This is a genomic window from Pleomorphovibrio marinus (assembly GCF_003347495.1).
GTDB lineage: Bacteria > Bacteroidota > Bacteroidia > Cytophagales > Cyclobacteriaceae > Pleomorphovibrio > Pleomorphovibrio marinus.
The window spans coordinates 197,390-214,763 of sequence record NZ_QCXY01000002.1 but is presented as its reverse complement, the minus strand read 5'-3'; the positions used below and the strand labels follow the sequence as shown (position 1 = coordinate 214,763).

Annotated in this window: 10 protein-coding genes; 5 read left to right on the top strand and 5 right to left on the bottom strand. The window is 45.7% G+C overall.

The features are described 5' to 3' along the window. Positions 1 to 216: 216 nt before the first annotated feature. Complete coding sequence (locus DB520_RS06885; protein WP_114748963.1) at positions 217 to 615, top strand: c-type cytochrome; 399 nt, start codon at positions 217 to 219, stop codon at positions 613 to 615. A gap of 64 nt (positions 616 to 679) precedes the next feature. Then, positions 680 to 1,708, top strand: coding sequence for a DUF481 domain-containing protein (locus tag DB520_RS06880; protein ID WP_114748962.1), 1,029 nt, complete (start codon positions 680 to 682; stop codon positions 1,706 to 1,708). A gap of 128 nt (positions 1,709 to 1,836) precedes the next feature. Here DB520_RS06880 and DB520_RS06875 read toward each other — a convergent pair whose 3' ends face one another. The 3 genes from DB520_RS06875 to DB520_RS06865 form a co-directional block, all read right to left on the bottom strand. Continuing rightward, positions 1,837 to 4,524 (bottom strand): hypothetical protein, encoded by a 2,688-nt coding sequence (locus tag DB520_RS06875; RefSeq protein WP_114748961.1) that lies wholly within the window; start codon positions 4,522 to 4,524, stop codon positions 1,837 to 1,839. Between the two features lie 272 nt (positions 4,525 to 4,796). Further along, complete coding sequence (yaaA, locus tag DB520_RS06870) at positions 4,797 to 5,549, bottom strand: peroxide stress protein YaaA (protein ID WP_114748960.1); 753 nt, start codon at positions 5,547 to 5,549, stop codon at positions 4,797 to 4,799. A 3-nt stretch (positions 5,550 to 5,552) separates the two neighbouring features. Continuing rightward, positions 5,553 to 10,826, bottom strand: coding sequence for a T9SS type B sorting domain-containing protein (locus tag DB520_RS06865; protein ID WP_114748959.1), 5,274 nt, complete (start codon positions 10,824 to 10,826; stop codon positions 5,553 to 5,555). 80 nt (positions 10,827 to 10,906) lie between these two features. Between DB520_RS06865 and DB520_RS06860 the strand changes: the two genes are divergently transcribed. From DB520_RS06860 to DB520_RS06850, 3 genes are all read left to right on the top strand, one after another. Further along, positions 10,907 to 11,956 carry a PorP/SprF family type IX secretion system membrane protein gene (locus tag DB520_RS06860; RefSeq protein WP_114748958.1) on the top strand — a complete coding sequence of 350 codons (1,050 nt, stop codon included), beginning with the start codon at positions 10,907 to 10,909 and terminating at the stop codon, positions 11,954 to 11,956. A 17-nt stretch (positions 11,957 to 11,973) separates the two neighbouring features. Beyond that, positions 11,974 to 13,206: a M48 family metallopeptidase gene (locus DB520_RS06855; RefSeq protein WP_114748957.1), complete on the top strand. Its 1,233-nt coding sequence runs from the start codon at positions 11,974 to 11,976 to the stop codon at positions 13,204 to 13,206. 93 nt (positions 13,207 to 13,299) lie between these two features. Beyond that, positions 13,300 to 14,082 carry a phytanoyl-CoA dioxygenase family protein gene (locus DB520_RS06850; RefSeq protein WP_114748956.1) on the top strand — a complete coding sequence of 261 codons (783 nt, stop codon included), beginning with the start codon at positions 13,300 to 13,302 and terminating at the stop codon, positions 14,080 to 14,082. A gap of 4 nt (positions 14,083 to 14,086) precedes the next feature. Here DB520_RS06850 and DB520_RS06845 read toward each other — a convergent pair whose 3' ends face one another. Next, a complete protein-coding gene (locus tag DB520_RS06845) occupies positions 14,087 to 14,776 on the bottom strand; it encodes a TrmH family RNA methyltransferase (RefSeq protein WP_114748955.1) in 690 nt (229 codons plus the stop codon). Between the two features lies 1 nt (position 14,777). After that, a complete protein-coding gene (locus DB520_RS06840; RefSeq protein WP_114748954.1) occupies positions 14,778 to 17,372 on the bottom strand; it encodes a DNA gyrase/topoisomerase IV subunit A in 2,595 nt (864 codons plus the stop codon). Positions 17,373 to 17,374 lie beyond the last annotated feature (2 nt).

The following is a 17,374-nucleotide window of genomic DNA, read 5'->3' as shown; positions in this document are numbered from 1 at the left end:
TTGTGAAGTATTCCAGCAGAAAGCACCCATGCGGACCGCTCTCTCCTACTACAGGGATTTCCAACACTGGAAACCTTATCCCTCCATTAGCCGGACAGACCTATCATTCGCTCAGGCACTACCCTTATTGACCCGGTTGGCCGAAAAATCCGATCCAAAACCCATTGCAGTCCCAATTTTATACCCTAATATTGGATAGAGAATTCCTTTACTGTCATGGGTTGGAAATACGTACTTATTTCGCTGGTAGTCTTTTCTGCCTTTGCTTGCCAGCAAAAGGAGACAGAAAGTGATGAAACTGCAACCAAGGACTATATCCGTCCCATTCCGGGGCAGGATGAACCTGTGGACCCCGAAATCCTGGACAAGGGGGAAGTTTTGATCTCTTATAACGCATGCTACGACTGCCACAAAAAGGATGGCAGATTCAAGGGGCCAGCATACAGGGATATCGCAAAAAGGTACCCCCGCAAGCAAGTATATATTGACCTGTTGGCCCAAAAAATAATTGCCGGAGGAACTGGTTCCTGGGGAAACCCAATCATGCCTCCACATCCCAAACTTACCCAAGAAGAGGCGATTGCCATGGCCTCATACATCCTCTCCTTAAAATAGTCCAACAAACACTTTTATTTCTGGAGAAAAGATTGCTAATTCCAGATTGATTAATTCAGTTTTCATGATGAAAAAGCTACTGCTGATTTTTTTAGCCTGTGGGCTATGTGGTGTTGACGTATTGGCTCAAGAGAAGGACACGGTGTACTTGTACCACCAAAACCCATTAATCGGTGAGCTGAAACGCATCCGGTATGGCACTATGCTCTTTAGGGGAGAGGGTCTGGGGAACATGGAAATAGACCTCAACAATGTCAGAACCATTAGGGCCTATGGCTATGGCTATCGCATACAAACTGCACAACGGCAGTTTGTTTTGGGGGTATTTAAACCCCACGAGGAGGATGGAATGGTCACCGTTTACGACGGGTATGAAGACAGAACCTTCCAGGTGCGCCACCTCAACGATGTACAATTGATCCATAGGAATTTCTTCAGGAGAATTGAGGGAAGGATGGGTGCCGGATATAGCTATACCCGCAGTAGTGCCATCGGTAGGTGGAATGGGGATTTGGTATTGGGGTACGATACCGAAAGGCTGGAAGTGGATCTCCGGGGCTCGGTAATCATCACTCAGGCAGAGCAAGTCCTGGACCGGGAAAGGGAGAACCTGGTCCTAACAGGCAACTATTATTTCGACCCAAATTGGTTCGCCTTTGGGCTAGGGGTGTACCAAAGGAACCTTCAATTGGGTATCAATAGGCGGATCCAGCAGGGTCTGGGAGTAGGGCTTCCCATGGTTCAACACAAAAGAGGCGTACTTACCCTACAGACGGGACTCGTCATCAACCAAGAAATAAACATGGAAGACCTAAGGGACAACAACCTCTACGAGGTACCCGTGATACTGGATGTGACCTTTTTCAAGCTAAACAAACCTAAGATTAACTTCACTTCTAACCAAACCTTCTTTATAGGCCTTACCCAGGCTGGTCGTTACCGGAATGACGGAGAAACCCGTATCAATTGGGAAATCGTGAACAATATTGATTTTGGGGTGAACTTTTACAACAACTTCGACAACCAACCACCAATCCCAATGGGCTCCAATTTCGACTATGGACTGGTGTTTAATTTAGGTTATCGCTTTTAACCCCGACCTTTAGTTGTTAAAAAAGAAACCTGGCAGATTTTAGGATCGATAAACGCATAATATCAGGCTCCCAAATCTAAAAACCTGGCAGGTGTTTTCTGTCTTTCAGGGATGAAATGAAAGCTGCGTTAATTCACCACAAAAAGGGATTGCCTAAGCACCTTATTTATCCCTAGTGATGCACTGCTGAATTTAATAACCAGAGGATAGGTGCCTGGTGGCAGGGGTTCTCCATACAAGAAACCATCCCAGGTGCAGAGAGGGTTTACCATTCCATTATTGGAGGACTTGCAGGTATAGATCAACTCCCCAGTGCGATGATAGATAAACACCTCCACCTGATCCACTTCAGGATCAGCATAAAGTTTGAAATCCTTTTCCGAATGGCCGGGAATCAAGGCATTGGGAACCCGGATATAAATATGACATTGCTCGATGACCTCAAATTCGAAGGATTGCTCACAGCCATGCTCCTCTCTTACCCTCAGCTCATAAAACCCTGCCTGGGTAGGCCTGATATCGGCTTCCTCGCTTAGCAGCTCTCCATCCCACCACCATTCGTAATTGGCAAAATCCCCGGGATTGATTCTGGGATACACCCCTTCTTCACTGCAAATATCATAGGTATCTTTGACTTCTGGCGTATTCAAAACAACTCTACGTACCTCAAAAGTATCACTCCCAAGTCTACAGTTGATCTTGTTTCTCACCACCACCTCATACACTCCCTCTTCAGCTACATCTATGCTTGTTTCGTCGTCAAACTCAAAAAGCCATTCTCTATCCCCACCATTCTCATCCAGCTTAAACCACTCTATCCGGCGCACCAATTCCATGTCGGCCTCCAAAGTAAGTGTGGTAAATGGTTCCTCTTCACAAAGAGCCTCTCCTTCCAACAAAACGTCAGTTTGGCTGTCAGGAATTACTACCTCAAAAAAAATGGGATCAACTTCGCAACGACTACTGGCCCTGGGCTGTACCTCCAATATATAATTCCCTGTCTGGGGAGGGAAAAATTCCCTGTCCCTACCCACAATTTGTCTGTTCTCCCTCATCCAACGTATGGTCACGTCATTGATGTTCATACCATTTAAAACTGCCGTAAAAATTTGATTCCCAAAGCAATCAATCTGTCTCACATCCAAGTCATATTCCAAAGGCTCATTAATTGTCACCTCAAAAGTGCGGTTTCTAGGACACAATGGTGAATCCGGGTCTTGCGACACGGCCAATAACCGGTATTCTCCTGACTGTTCCAACCTGAATTCATCTCCACTGGCACCTTCTTCCGTACTTCCATCAGGCTTTGTCAGGGTGTATGACAACTGCTGATTGGATTCGGGTGTCAGATCATAGAACTGGCAGGCCCTCAAATCCGTGGGGATGGAAAAGTTCACTTGACTCTCTCCTGGTACCTCATAGATATCGGTTTTAGTGGAACTACAGTTGTCTCCGGTACCCACTTCCACCTCATAATTTCCGACAGGCACAGAAACTGTGACACTGGTCTCATTTTCAAAATTCCCGGAATAGACATTCCCATTGCTCCTTATCGCACGATATTGCCCACTCTGGGGCTCTTCAAATTCCAAAATCAGGGAACCATTACTGGTGCCTGTAGGAGAACAGACCTGGGGAGTGGCGCTTACATCAAATTCAATCCCTTCCTCGAGGTTCAGGTTTTCTATATTGACTGTCCTTGAGATGGTACAAGTTCCCCTTCGTGCTGAAATGGTGTAAAGCCCAGGGCTGAGCCCTTCAAAACGCCTGGTGCCTCCCTCCGCAAGGTTTCCAATATTCCCGTTGGGCACCCCGCTGACGCTAACGTTGGTAAGTGGGCTTCGTGCTCTTATTTCAAACGCACCATCGGAGGCATCACAGCCATCCGAGTCCTGTAATTTGTTCACCGTCAACTGCGCTGCATCCGATACCTCAAGGTCAAAAGTCATTTCTATGGAGCAACCCGGTCTCTCCGGATCCTCCACATTAAAGAATATGGTATAGTCACCCAAGCCCTCCAGGTCATCCTCCGTATCCAGGTCCAATTCAAAGCTTCTTCCCAAAGATACCCTTTCTGCCTGCCCATTCTTTTGATAGGCCCAGTTTGCCAGATAGGGTGTATCTGGTCTATAAGAAACGGTCTGGCCCAAACAGGCATTTCTGGTACTAGCAGAGACTCCCACTTGTATGGATGGTCCCGCATAGGTGCTCCCCGTTGCTTCACAGGCTTCAGAACTCACCTTTACGTAGTATCTACCAGGCTGATTGGTTTCAAAAATATTCTCTGTGCCCAGTATAGTGCCATTACGGTTGAACCATTCGAAAGTATACCTGCCAAAATTGGGGTCATCGGTGGCTATGGCCTGCATTTGAATAGTTTCGTCTCCGCATATTACATAATCTGGGGCAAGGGCAAATCTAGGCCCCCTCTCTATATTCACTGACATGGAAGCAGAATAAAAATTTTGATCCCCTCCCCTAAGTACCCTAAGTGAAACCGTGTAGGAGCCTGTAGAGGTATAGGCAAACTCGATGGTTTCTACATTTGCACCACCGGATTGGTAATAAATTTCGAAACCATTGGCATCGGTAATGGACCAGATGTACCTATCCCCTGCCATACCCCCGGCTGAATATTCGGCAAATACAAAGGATCCATTGATGCAAATTTGGTCAGGTCCCTGTAGTTCGGGATCCTGCATATATGTTTCCGATGTCCACGTATAAGGTTGGCTTTCTTCACTCCCTTCTATCATAAACCAGGAAACACCTGCCAAGAAGCTCAGCCAAAATTTCCATAAAACACCCACTATCATATACGTTGCCTGCCTACAAAGGCTGTCATTAAGAATAAACACTATACTAAAACCCGCCGGCCTGAAACATCGCCATTAAGAAAGACAGGTGTTATCATTCAGGTAAACTTGATTAAACAAGGACTAATCAAAAACTTTGCCCGAATATAAATATTTTTCAAATACAAAATAAATAGATCAAAAAACATTTTTTTATAGATCAAAAAAAATAAGCCTTGAGTATTTACTGGAATATCCAAGGCTTGAGAGGACAAATCACGAAAGATTTATCGTTACCGTATAAAAACCCATTCCTGTTGATTACTTAGCTTATCGTCAAAGGAATATCCCCCCCCATCAAAAAGCTTAAGCTTCTCTGGTTGATTTATTCTTTCCTTAATAATAAAATTTGCCATCATGCCCCTAGCCTGTTTGGCAAATATACCGATCACCTTGTAGTTACCGTTTCTGTATTCTTTGAAAACGGGTGTAATCACCTCTGCCTTTAAGGCCTTAATTTCTACCGATTTAAAATATTCCTGTGAAGCCAAATTAATCACTAAATTGTCGTCAAGCACCTCATTTATTGCCTTGGCAATTTTGGTGCCCCAAAATGAATAAAGGTTTTTGCCCTTTGGGTTGGAAAGTCTTGTACCCATCTCCAATCTATATGGCTGAATCAAATCCAATGGTTTCAACAAGCCGTATAAGCCGGATAAAATTCTCAAATGTTGTTGGGCAAATTCAAAATCCTCCGGTGAAAACTCCTCCACGTCAATTTTGGTGTACACATCTCCTTTGAAGGCCAACAATGCCTGCTTGGCATTTTGCTCATTGAACTCCTTTTCAAAATTCTGGAATCGCTCTGCATTCAAGTTGGCAAGGTCGTCGCTGACCTTCATCAGTGATTTCAGCTTGGAGGGGGACTTTTTCTTCATAATGCCCACCAGCTCTCCAATCTCCTTTTTGAAATCGGGAGCACTTTTAAGCGAAATGGTAGAATCTGAATAATCTAGTGTTTTTGAAGGTGAAAGTAAGGTGATCATAGTTTAGTCTATTACAACAATTGCTCTTCTAAGGGTTCTGTTTATTTGCAATCCTTCATTTTTAAACCTTACAACCACCGGATATGTTCCCACAGGCACCTTTTTACCATTCACTATTCCGTCCCAGCTACAAACCATTTCATTTTGGATTGGCTGCTCTTGTTGACAATAGTAAATCAATTCTCCCCAACGGTTGAATATCAACACCTCCAGGTTGTCAATAACCCCCATTGTATATACTACAAAATTTCTGGAGGGATCCCCGGGGATTATGGCATTGGGGAAGGTGACATCCAAGTCACATTCATCTATTACCGTAAACTCCACCTCAAACTCACATCCATCCGCATCCCAAACCCGGAGCAAATAGGTGCCTGCCTGATCTGGCTGGTATTGCCTGTTTTCACTGATAATTTCATCGTTTAACCTCCATTCATAAGTAGTATACTCACCTACCTCAAGACTAAGCAAATCATCGTCTAGCGAACAAATGGTATAACTATCGGCAAGTTCAGGAGGGGTGGCATCCGACCTAATTATCTCGATGTTATCTTCTCCTATCAAACAATCAAATTCATTATAGATACGGATCTCATATATTCCAGGATCCTCCACAAGGATCACCACATCCTGCTCATCTGGAATTTGTACCATCTCCCCATTGATTTGTCTATACCACTCAATGCGATCAATTCCAGTCAGGTCTCCAGAGGCAGTAATGGTAGTGAATTCGGCTTCATCGCAGAGGTTTGGGCTACTAAGCTCCACTTCCACCTCCTCAAAGGATTCTATGATCACTACCTCCGAATCCGGATTGGCACAACCTCCTACATCCAGTACCTCAATTTGGTATTCCCCCGCAGGTACCTCCACTGTCACACTTCCCTCATTAGTGAAGTTTCCTTCATACAACTCATCATCCAATAGACTCTGAATGCGATAAGAACCTGATGTGGGGCCATTGATAAATTCCAACACAATCTCCCCAATAGCAGTACCATCTTCCCTACAGACCTCTGGGGTGGCATTGACTTCAAACAAGATGTCCTCCGGTGGATTGGCATTCTCAATAACCCCTGTCCTTGAATAGGGACACCCATTAATATATCCTATGAAAGTATATGTCCCGGGGGCCAAGCCCGTAAATTCCACCACCTCATCTTCTTGGAGGTCGAAGAAAATCGTTTCGTTTTCCTCCAAGAGAAGACTGTCCATGGCGGTAATTGCCAACACTTCTATTACCCCATCAGGAATGTCACAACTCTCCGCAGGAGAAATGGGGTTTACCTCAAAATCTGCAGGTTCATCCAAAACCAACATGGTTGACCTTTCCACAGGGCAATCCTCATTTAAGGGGTCTGCGGTAAGGAAAAACAACTCATAGGTTCCCGGCCCATCCAAGAGCTCGGTATCCAGCTCCAATTCCATCTGAAGGGTGTCTGACAGCACCATCCGCTCCGTTTCACCTTCCCGCTGTATAGACCATTCCCCATATACGGGCGTATTGGGGGAAAATGTCACAGTTTCTCCAAAACAAAGCTCCTCATCGGATTGGTCAATTTCAAAATCAAAAGCAGGTCCTACAAATACGGAACGAGATACAGGGCAGGTCTGAAAGGTCTCCAAGGTTTCCCCTTCCGGCAATCGATAAGCCACCGTTACGGTGTATATACTTTCCTCGGTGACTTCCAATACATTTTCATCTCCCACTACTTCCCCGGCAGCATTTTCCCAAAGGAAAATATATTCCTCCAGCCTAGGGTCCTCTGGATCTACTGCCACAAGCTCCAATACGGAGGCTTCACAAATGGAAATCTCATTGGGAACAATAAGCTCAGGACTATCCAATACCTCCACCTCCATGGAAAATTCCTCTTCCCAAGGCTCACCACAGCGGTCCACCTGAAGCTCTACGGTAAATATGCCTACTGAAGTAAATTCATATTCCAAATCCTGAAGATCCTCCCCTCCATTTAAAAACTGGTCCACCACCTCCCCGTCTTCATTGTAAATGGTCCAGTTGTAAGTATCTATATCAGGTTCTCCACCTCCCTCAAAGACACCAACAGCACCACCTTCTTCGCTCAGGCATAATCGGTCAGGCCCATTTAAACTCGGGTCGGGAATACTGCTTCCGGAATTTTGAACAAAGGAAGGAAGCCCCAGATTGGTAGTCCCCGGCATGGGGTCCACCCCGTCCTGCGTGAAGGTGCTGGGGTTACATTCGGAGCCAATATTGATTTGTCCAATTCGATTGGAGCCCACCACCGCCACGTAGATTTGACCATCTGGCCCTATTTGTATAGCTCCCAGATCCAAACCCTGTGTCTGGGAAACGGGTTCTCTGCTGTCCAGGATACACTGCTCTATCTCTTCCTTGGTTTCTGCGGTTTCAAAACACTCCGGACAGGTGGTGGTAACTGGATTCTCCGGGTCACTGTCATCCGTGGTTTCCAGGGATTGGATAAAAAATTCCTCTACCCCGGGGCCACCGTTTCGATAAGACACAAATATCCTGCTGGCATCACTGGAAAACTCCAGACCATAAATATCCCCATCACTGCCCAAGTCCAAACTGGCATATTCGGTGAGCTCACCGGTATTTTGATCAAACTCGAAAATATCTACCTTATTGGTGCCGCCATCCTGATAGGAAACGGCCACTTTGGAACCATCACTGCTGAACTTCATGGCTCCTATACCAGTTCCAAAACTATGGTTACCTCCCAAGGAATTAAAAACTGGTTGGCCTATGCCCTCCTGGGAAATTGGATAAAACCTAAAGGTGTTGTTGCCCATTTCATGAAATGCCACCCAGGTGGTATCCCCGGAGGCAAATGCAGCCGAATGCTCAGTACTGGGGCTAAAAAGGAAGTTATTCTTGGTTACTACATTTCCAATACCATCCGGGTTGTCCCCTTTGATATCCACCACGGTAAAGTTGACTTCATTGCTGCCTCCTGCTCCGCGCTGTGTGGTGAAGAGGTAAAACATGGTTTCATCTCCCGGTACCGGAATGGCCATTACACTCTGGGCAGAGGTGTTGTCCCCGCCTATGTCCAGACCATTTTGCATGGGGTTTCCGTTTAAATCCCAAACGGTGGAGCCATCGGTGTAGAACAGCACCTGTCCGGCCTGGTCCGATACCGTAGTCACCCCCGCAGGAATATTTTGGGGATGGGGGTTTTCTATGGGTCTGGGAGTAGGGGCATCCGGGTCATCGGGGTCGGGGTTAAAGTCCAATCCGGCGCCGTTACCAAAATACCAAATATTATTGGTCTGGTCATCCTCGTCCCACATCTGTATGCGAATACCGGCGTAGGAATAGCATTCCGTACCTACTTCCCTTACAAGCACCCAGTAATAACCTGGCCTACACACCTCATTGGGTGCTTCAGGACCCCAGCCTTCCTCCCTTTTGTTGGACCAAAAATACTCGTAATTGCCTCCCATACCCGGTTGACCCATGCCAGGCTGTCCTATACCTGGTTGTCCAATTCCTGGTTGTCCAATTCCTGGCTGACCTATACCTGGTTGGCCTATACCTGGTTGACCGAACCCCGGCTGGCCGATTCCCGGTTGTCCAAATCCCGGTTGACCTACACCCGGCTGTTGACCTCCTTGCTGATCCTGTCCGCTCTGCACTTCCAGCAGGGGCATAAGATCTATACAGGCAGGGTAACAAAGGGTGGTGTCTGCCGGAGTAAACTGGGCGTCCAGGTCATTTTCCGTAAACATGATATCGCGAGTCACTTCCCTAGTTTCCCCATCGGCAAAGGTGACCGTAAGCGAAACAGTAATCTGTTGCTCGGAGGTAGCATCCCTAGGCAGCAATAGATGCTTGGCGTCCAGCTCCATTTCAATTTCCTCCCCTTCCTCATCTACCATGGGCGGCAAAATTTCCCATTCAAAGCTCACTGGCCTGTAATTGAGTGGGGTGATTTGGCTGGTAAGCTGCAAGGGGTTGTTCATACAAGGCATATCCGGCTCCCAGGTGAAATTTACCTCGGGATTGATATCTATGGTTGGGGTAAATACGGTAAAGACCCTTCCACAAAAATCCGTGCCGTTAAAGGGGTCTTCCTCCACAGTAAGGTCCATTAGGGAGGCCTCATCGGGATCCATGACCCTACCTACAAACTGAGGACCACCTTCCGTTTCTTCATAGATATAATAGATATTACCATCCGGCCCCAATTTCACATCATAAATCCGGTAGATGTCCTCTGACAAGGGAAGTGCAATTGGCCCACGCTGGGGTTCTTCCTCAGTATCCTCCCCATCATTTTCTGTATCGTCTTCTTCATCATCATCTTCACCTTCTTCATCATCCGTTTCTGGGAGTTCTTGTGCCAGTGTACCATCCGTCCTGATTCGAAAGAGCTGGTTGCCTTGGGAATAATAGATCATCTCCCCATCCGAAGAAAATGAGGCCCCCATAATGGGTTCATCCGATCCCGTACCTTCCAAGGCAAAAGGTTCACCATACGTCCCTGTAGAAGTATCAAAGTCCAAAACCACTAAATCCTGACCTGTTTCTTCGGGAATCAGGATAAGTTGCTGGGTAGCCTCATCAAACACCATCGCCTTTGGTGTGAATCCCAAATTAAGGTTATCGGTGATGGTAAACTGACCTTCCTGGTCTTCCAACCTTCTGGATACCAGCTCCCCACTCTCAAAACTGATCAAGTAAGATGGGGAATCGGGTGATTTTACTACAATAATGGCTCCTTGAGCATTGCTTATCACTTCTCCCTGGGATACTGCCCCACCTGGGGGTTGGTTGCCCGGTGCCCCCCCCTGTTCGTTCATGTCCACCAAACTGTACTCCAGCTCTCCAATGCGGTTAATATAGAAGAGATAGAAGCGTCGGTTCCCATCTGGACCCAGATCAAAGTCCTGTACGCCTATGGCTACCGATTGTCTTCCCGTCTCGTCTCCACCCAGGTCACCGATTATACCTTGCATGGGCTCATTGAGGTAGTTATATACCAGGGCACCATCCGTATAGAAAAGAATTTCTCCCGTGATCGGGTCTATGGCCATGGCCGAATTGTCCCTTCCTAGGGTAATTGCACCGGGCAAGGTAGCCGTCCTAGCCCTGCCATCTTTGCCAAAAGTGATGTAGTTGTTATCCCCCGTCTCACAATAACCAAATATCCATTGGTTATTGTTGAAGCCTTGCCCCAAACCGGTACTGGAAATAAATGCAAAAATCAACAGGTATATTCCAGTAAAAATATATTTATTTGCAAAGTTTATACTACCGGATTTCATAATTTAAGAGCTACCTTACATACGTAGTAAGCCTAGCAAACGTTTAATAGCTGTTTAGTATCCAATTAACGAATAATTCATTGTTAAAGTCGCATCTACATAGAGTTTTTTTATTGGGGGTATTTATGTCGCTGTATTCCACAGCTTTTGCCCAAGATCCCCAATATAGCCAATACTATGCTGCTCCGCTTTTTCTCAATCCAGCCTTCGCAGGATCGGAATTAGCCAGCAGGGTGGGGGTGAACTATAGAAACCAATGGCCGGGACTGGATGCTAATTTTAGTACATTTTCTGCTTATTACGACACTTTTCTGGAAGATTACAACGCCGGCGTGGGGTTTCTGATAACCAACGATGTTGAAGGTGCTGCCGGATTAAGGTCCACGAATATTTCCGGGATGTTTTCCTATGAATTGCGCATAGCTGAAGGAGCTTATTTCAGGCCTGGGTTTCAGGCTTCCTATATCCGAAGGGATATTGGTTTCTACGAAAACTTGATATTTGCCAATCAAATCAACCCCGGGGACCCCTTTGGCCCCATTCTTCCCGGAAACGACATTGCCGGCTTTGGGGAGCCAGTGAACCTTTTCTCCCTTTCTCTTGGGGGCTTGTTTTTTACCGACAGTTTCTGGTTTGGGTTCACCGCCCACCACGTAAATGAACCCAACCAAAGCTTCATCGAGGATGGTATAAGCAACCTTCCTATGAAGTTTTCCATACACACGGGTTATCGTATCCCACTGGGCAGGGGTTCCATGAAGCGAGATTTTACCCATACCTATAGGGAGAGGGCTTTCACCCCTACAATAAACTACAAAAGACAGGGGCCTTTTGAACAATTAGACGTTGGAGGCTATTTCTATTTAGAGCCTGTGGTTTTTGGGTTGTGGTACCGTGGCTTGCCTTACAAGCCTGTGGAACAACAGAATAATCGGGATGCATTGGTGATGATGATGGGATTCCACCTGCAATCGGGTTTAAATGTAGGTTACAGCTTTGATTATACCGTTTCGCAACTGGGTATTCAATCCGGTGGTGCCCATGAGGTGAGTATTTCTTACGTATTCCCCCCTAAAAACCCAGGAGCACCAAGAAAAAGGGACACCATTTTACCGTGTCCAAAATTTTAATACGACTTAACTATTTCATGGAACCATCCACAATACAGTACCTTTTGGTAGGTATATTGAGTTTTAATTTCGTGTTTACCAAGCTACTAAGTTGGCTAAACATCAACAGACAAGATCCTAATATCCCACCTACCCTGCATGGCTACGTGGATGAAACCAAACTGAGCAAAACCAAAGAATACCAATCCGCCAATTTCAGGTTTGGACTGCTCGCGGGAAGCTTCAGTTACATTCTCACCGTGATTTTTGTGCTTTCCGGATTCTTTGGATGGATGGATACCGAACTGAGAAACTACACCCAGGATCCTATAGTTTTGTCCATGGTTTACTTTGCCGTGCTTTATATTGGTTCGGACATTTTGGGAATCCCTTTTGACTATTACCATACTTTTGTGATAGAAGAAAAATTTGGCTTTAACAAGAGCAGCACCTCCACCTTTTTCATGGACAAGCTAAAAGGTTACATGCTTTCCATCTTGATTGGAGGGGTATTGCTTTTTGTCTTTCTTTGGCTGGTGCACTATATGGGTGCTGGCTTTTGGTGGCAGTTTTGGATTGTATCCGCCCTTTTTATGATCCTTGCCAATAACTTTTTCGCCAGTCTAATCCTTCCTCTGTTTAATAAACTTGCCCCAATGGAGGAAGGGGAGCTGAAAGATAAAATTTTCAGTTATGCACAGTCCGTTGATTTTTCACTGGACAATGTATTTGTGATAGACGGGAGCAAAAGATCCAGTAAAGCAAATGCCTTCTTTAGCGGCTTTGGTAAACAGAAAAAGGTAGTACTTTATGACACCCTGATTAGCCAGCATTCCCATGAGGAACTTGTGGCAGTCTTGGCTCACGAGGTGGGCCACTACAAGAAAAAACACATTATTTGGGGAATGCTGCTTAGTGTACTCCAAACGGGGTTAATCCTTTATGTACTGTCTTTGATGATTTTCAGTGAACCCCTGAGTTTGGCTTTGGGAGGTCAAACCATGGCCATTCATCTCAACCTAGTCGGTTTCACCATGTTATTTTCTCCCCTCTCCGCCCTTTTGGGAATAGGAATGAATGTGTTAAGCCGAAAAAATGAATTCGAGGCGGATGCTTTCGCCAAAGAAACCTACGATGGAGGCCCCCTAGCCGAGGCCTTGAAAAACCTTTCGGTTAGCAACCTCTCCAAACTGAATCCCCATCCCTGGTACGTATTTGTGAATTATTCACACCCCCCTTTGCTAGAGCGGTTGGATAAGTTGGAAAATTAACCCAAAAACAAATTTTTCTGACTATGGTAAGAAAACAATACTTGCTTCCTATCCGGTAAAAAGTGTATATTTTGGGAAGTTAAAACTATCCCAATGAATCATCAAACTTTACAAAATCTAGGTGTTAAAGAAGACAGCCTCACTCAGGAAGAAAGATCCTTTCTAGATGAAAACGGGTATCTAAATTTAGGCAAACTTCTTTCCGACGTGCAGCTTGCCCAAATCCAGGATAAGATAAACCTACTGCTGGAATTGGAAGGGGAAAATGCCGGGAAGGAACTTGTAGACTCCCCCTTTATTCGGCACCCCAAGGAATCGGGAGCCGATCGACTAGGTGACCTTGTAAACAAAGGAGTGGTATTTGATATTTTTTATACCCACCCAAAGGTATTGGCCGCCGTCAGCCATGTACTTGGGGCAAACCTCAAACTTAGTTCTCTCAACTACAGGGCTGCCAAACCCGGTGCCGGTCTACAAAAGCTTCATGCAGATTACCCGGACCCTGTACCCACAGGGGATTACCGGGTATGCAATTCCATTTGGCTTTTGGACGATTTTTCTGCCTCCAACGGTGCTACCCGAATAGTGCCTGGATCGCATAAAAGCCAATCCCTTCCGGAAGATACAATGGAGGATCCCATGGCACCCCATCCTGAAGAACAAATCCTTCATGCCCCGGCAGGTTCAGTGGTGATTTTCAACTCCCACACCTGGCATGGTGGCACCACCAACCAAACAGACAAGCCTAGAAGAGCCATTCACAGTTATTTTTGCAGAAGGGATCAACCTCAGCAAATCCACCAAAAAACATACATTCTTGAGGAAACCCTTTCCAGGATACCAAAAGAGGCAGCCCTACTTCTTGACGTTGTTTAGGGTTTCAGCAACCATACTTTTGGAAAAATTCCCTTTCGTGCGACTCTACCTGTTTCACCAAACCCCTGTACCACTTGGACCTTAGGATGTCTTTTTCCCTTTCGGAAAGGTGAAAGTTGGTTATGGTGAGATTTTGTGCTTTCCGTAAGAGGTCAAACAAAAAAATGGAAGCCGTCACGGATATGTTAAAACTTTCGGAAAAACCATACATGGGTATATGTACCAGGGCATCAGCCTGCCGGGTTACTTCTTCACTCACTCCTTCATGTTCGTTTCCAAATGCCAAAGCTGTTTTCTTTTCAGGAATAAATTCGTGAATCGAAATGCTGTTTTCAAGTTTAGGGGTGGTGGCGATTATTTGGTAACCTTGTGACCTTAAGGCGGTGAAGCAGTTGCTCACCGCCATCCCTTCCAGATTTTGGTATTTATGGATATCCACCCATTGGGAAGCTCCCCTAGTCACATAGGGGTTAATTTTGTAGCTGTTTTCTTTTTCGATCACATGGATATCCTGGATGCCAAAGCAATCCGCAGTACGTATTACAGCAGAGGCATTATGGGGCTTGTAGATATTTTCCAAAACCACTGTAAAATAGCGGGTTCTCCTTGAAAGTACCTCCTCCATCAGGGTTTTCTTATGTTGGGTAATAAATTCACCCAAATAGAGCAAGAAGTCCCTTTCCATTCCTTCCATACTAAAACAGGTTCATTTGATCCTCATCATCCTCTTTATTGATCTTAAAATCCACCGTACTCCCTACACCAAGTTCATCCTCCTCCTTTTTTTCCTCCTCCTTTCTGGGCTCGATGGGGATGATCTTTACGATCTCGTGAGCGGATAGTTTGTTACCTATTGCCTTCCAGCCTTTGACATCGATAAGCATGTCCAGATCGTATTCATTTTCCTCTCTTTCCTTACCCTTTTTTATCAAAGCCTTTACTTGGGGTTGATTGTCGGTGGAAACAAATTCCAATTTGGACTGCCTGTGGTCAGTGATAAAATTGAATTTCTTGTTAAGGGAGCTGGTCTCTATCAGGAAGCGCTTTACCATAAAGGATTTACTGCCTCCATCGAAATAAATGGCCGAAATCACCTTTTGGGGATCAAACTTCTCCAAATGAAGGATACTTTCCGGCTCAAACCTATTGGTAAGCTCGAAGTTTGTGAGCTCATAATCTCCGTTTTTATAGAACACCACTATCCGGTCATCCCCCAGAAAATTACCTAGCAATTTCCCTCTCTCATCAGTATTCAGCCTCCCAACAGATCTGTCATAATATATGTCCAGTCCGCCCAGCGTGGAAACCCCTTCCATTTTCAGTTGGATTTTTCGAACCGGATATTTTGTGAGGATATTTCCCCCCGCTCCCCTACCTTTGATTTCAAGGGTACTGAAATCAAAATCAAACACCTTGACTCTGGCCTTGGCCCCTTGGGTTAGGTATATGGTGACAATCTCCGCCTCACCGTTTGGGTTTGCAGTGAAATAGTGGACTTTGGACCCCTTGGATCCCTTGGTCAAGTCATATTCCCTGTCTCTTGTCACAGAAAGCACCTGAAACCTTTTCACCATGGTCCTGCCGCTCTTCCCGTCCACATAGGCCATATTATACACCATACGCTCGTCCCCTTTTCGGAACACCGCCACATGTATGATGTCCTTGCCCACAAATACCTTGTCCTGGATCCTGGAAACCACACATTGACCATCCCTACGGAAAACGATAATGTCATCCAAATCTGAACAATCACACACAAATTCGTCCTTCTTCAGGCCATGCCCAATGAATCCATCTGATCTGTTCACATAGAGCTTGGCATTATTGGCTGCCACCACAGTAGCCTCTATGTTGTCAAAGGTCCGAATCTCGGTTTTCCGCTCCCTGCCCTTGCCATATTTTTCAAGCAGCTTCTTGTAATAATTGATGGCGTAATCAGTAAGGTGGTCTAGGTCATGGAGGACTTGATCCAGCTCTTCCTGTAATTTGCGCATCAATTCATCCGCCTTAAAGGTGTCGAACTTAGAAATACGCTTAATTTTAATCTCGGTCAACCGAATAATATCGTCTTTGGTGATTTCCCGGTAAAACTGCGGTTTGAAGGGAATCAAGCCCCGGTCTATGGTTTCGATTACCGCTTCCCAAGTCTCACATTCCTCTATGTCCCTGTAAATCCTGTTTTCTATGAAAATTTTCTCCAGGGAAGAAAAAAGCAATTTCTCCATCAACTCCCCTTTTCGGATCTCAAGTTCCCTGTTTAATAGGGATTTGGTCTGATCCGTATTGTAAGCAAGGATATCATTTACAGAAAGGAATACGGGCTTTTCATCGATTATCACACAGGCATTTGGGGAAATGCTAATCTCACAGTCCGTAAATGCGTACAAAGCATCAATGGTCATGTCGGGGGATTGACCGGGAGCCAGTTGTATCTGGATTTCAACGTCTTTGGCCGTATTATCCACCACCTTTTTTATCTTAATCTTCCCTTTGTCATTGGCCTTGATGATGGAATCAATAAGGGAATTGGTAGTGGTGCCATAGGGAATGTCCTTTATAAGTAGGGTTTTGTTGTCGGCCTCTTCAATTCTTGCCCTTACCTTCACCCTTCCTCCTCTTTGGCCTTCATTGTATTCCGAGAAATCTGCCTGTCCCCCCGTGGCAAAATCTGGTAGGATATGGGTTCGTTTCCCCTTTAAAACCTGGATCGAGCCCTCAATCAATTCACAAAAGTTATGGGGAAGAATCTTGGTCGAAAGACCCACCGCAATTCCTTCCACCCCCTGGGCCAAAAGTAAAGGGAATTTCATGGGCAAGGTTACAGGTTCACGCTTTCTACCATCGTAAGAAAGCTGCCACTCCGTGGTTTGGGGGTTGAACACCACTTCCAGGGCAAACTTGGACAAGCGTGCCTCAATGTACCTGGCCGCCGCTGATCCGTCTCCCGTACGCACATCCCCCCAGTTCCCCTGGGTTTCTATCAAAAGGTCTTTTTGGCCCAAATTGACAATTGCATCCCCAATGGAGGCATCCCCATGAGGGTGATACTGCATGGACTGGCCTATGATGTTAGCCACTTTGTTAAACCTACCATCATCCATTTCCTTCATGGCATGAAGAATTCGGCGCTGTACTGGCTTCAACCCGTCCTCTATGGCAGGCACTGCCCGCTCAAGGATCACATAGGAAGCGTAATCCAAAAACCAATCCTTGTACATCCCCGTAACTGGGATGGAATCGTGTAAGCTGTCGTCCCGTTCTCCAGGGTTTAATGGATTTTCTTCATTCATGA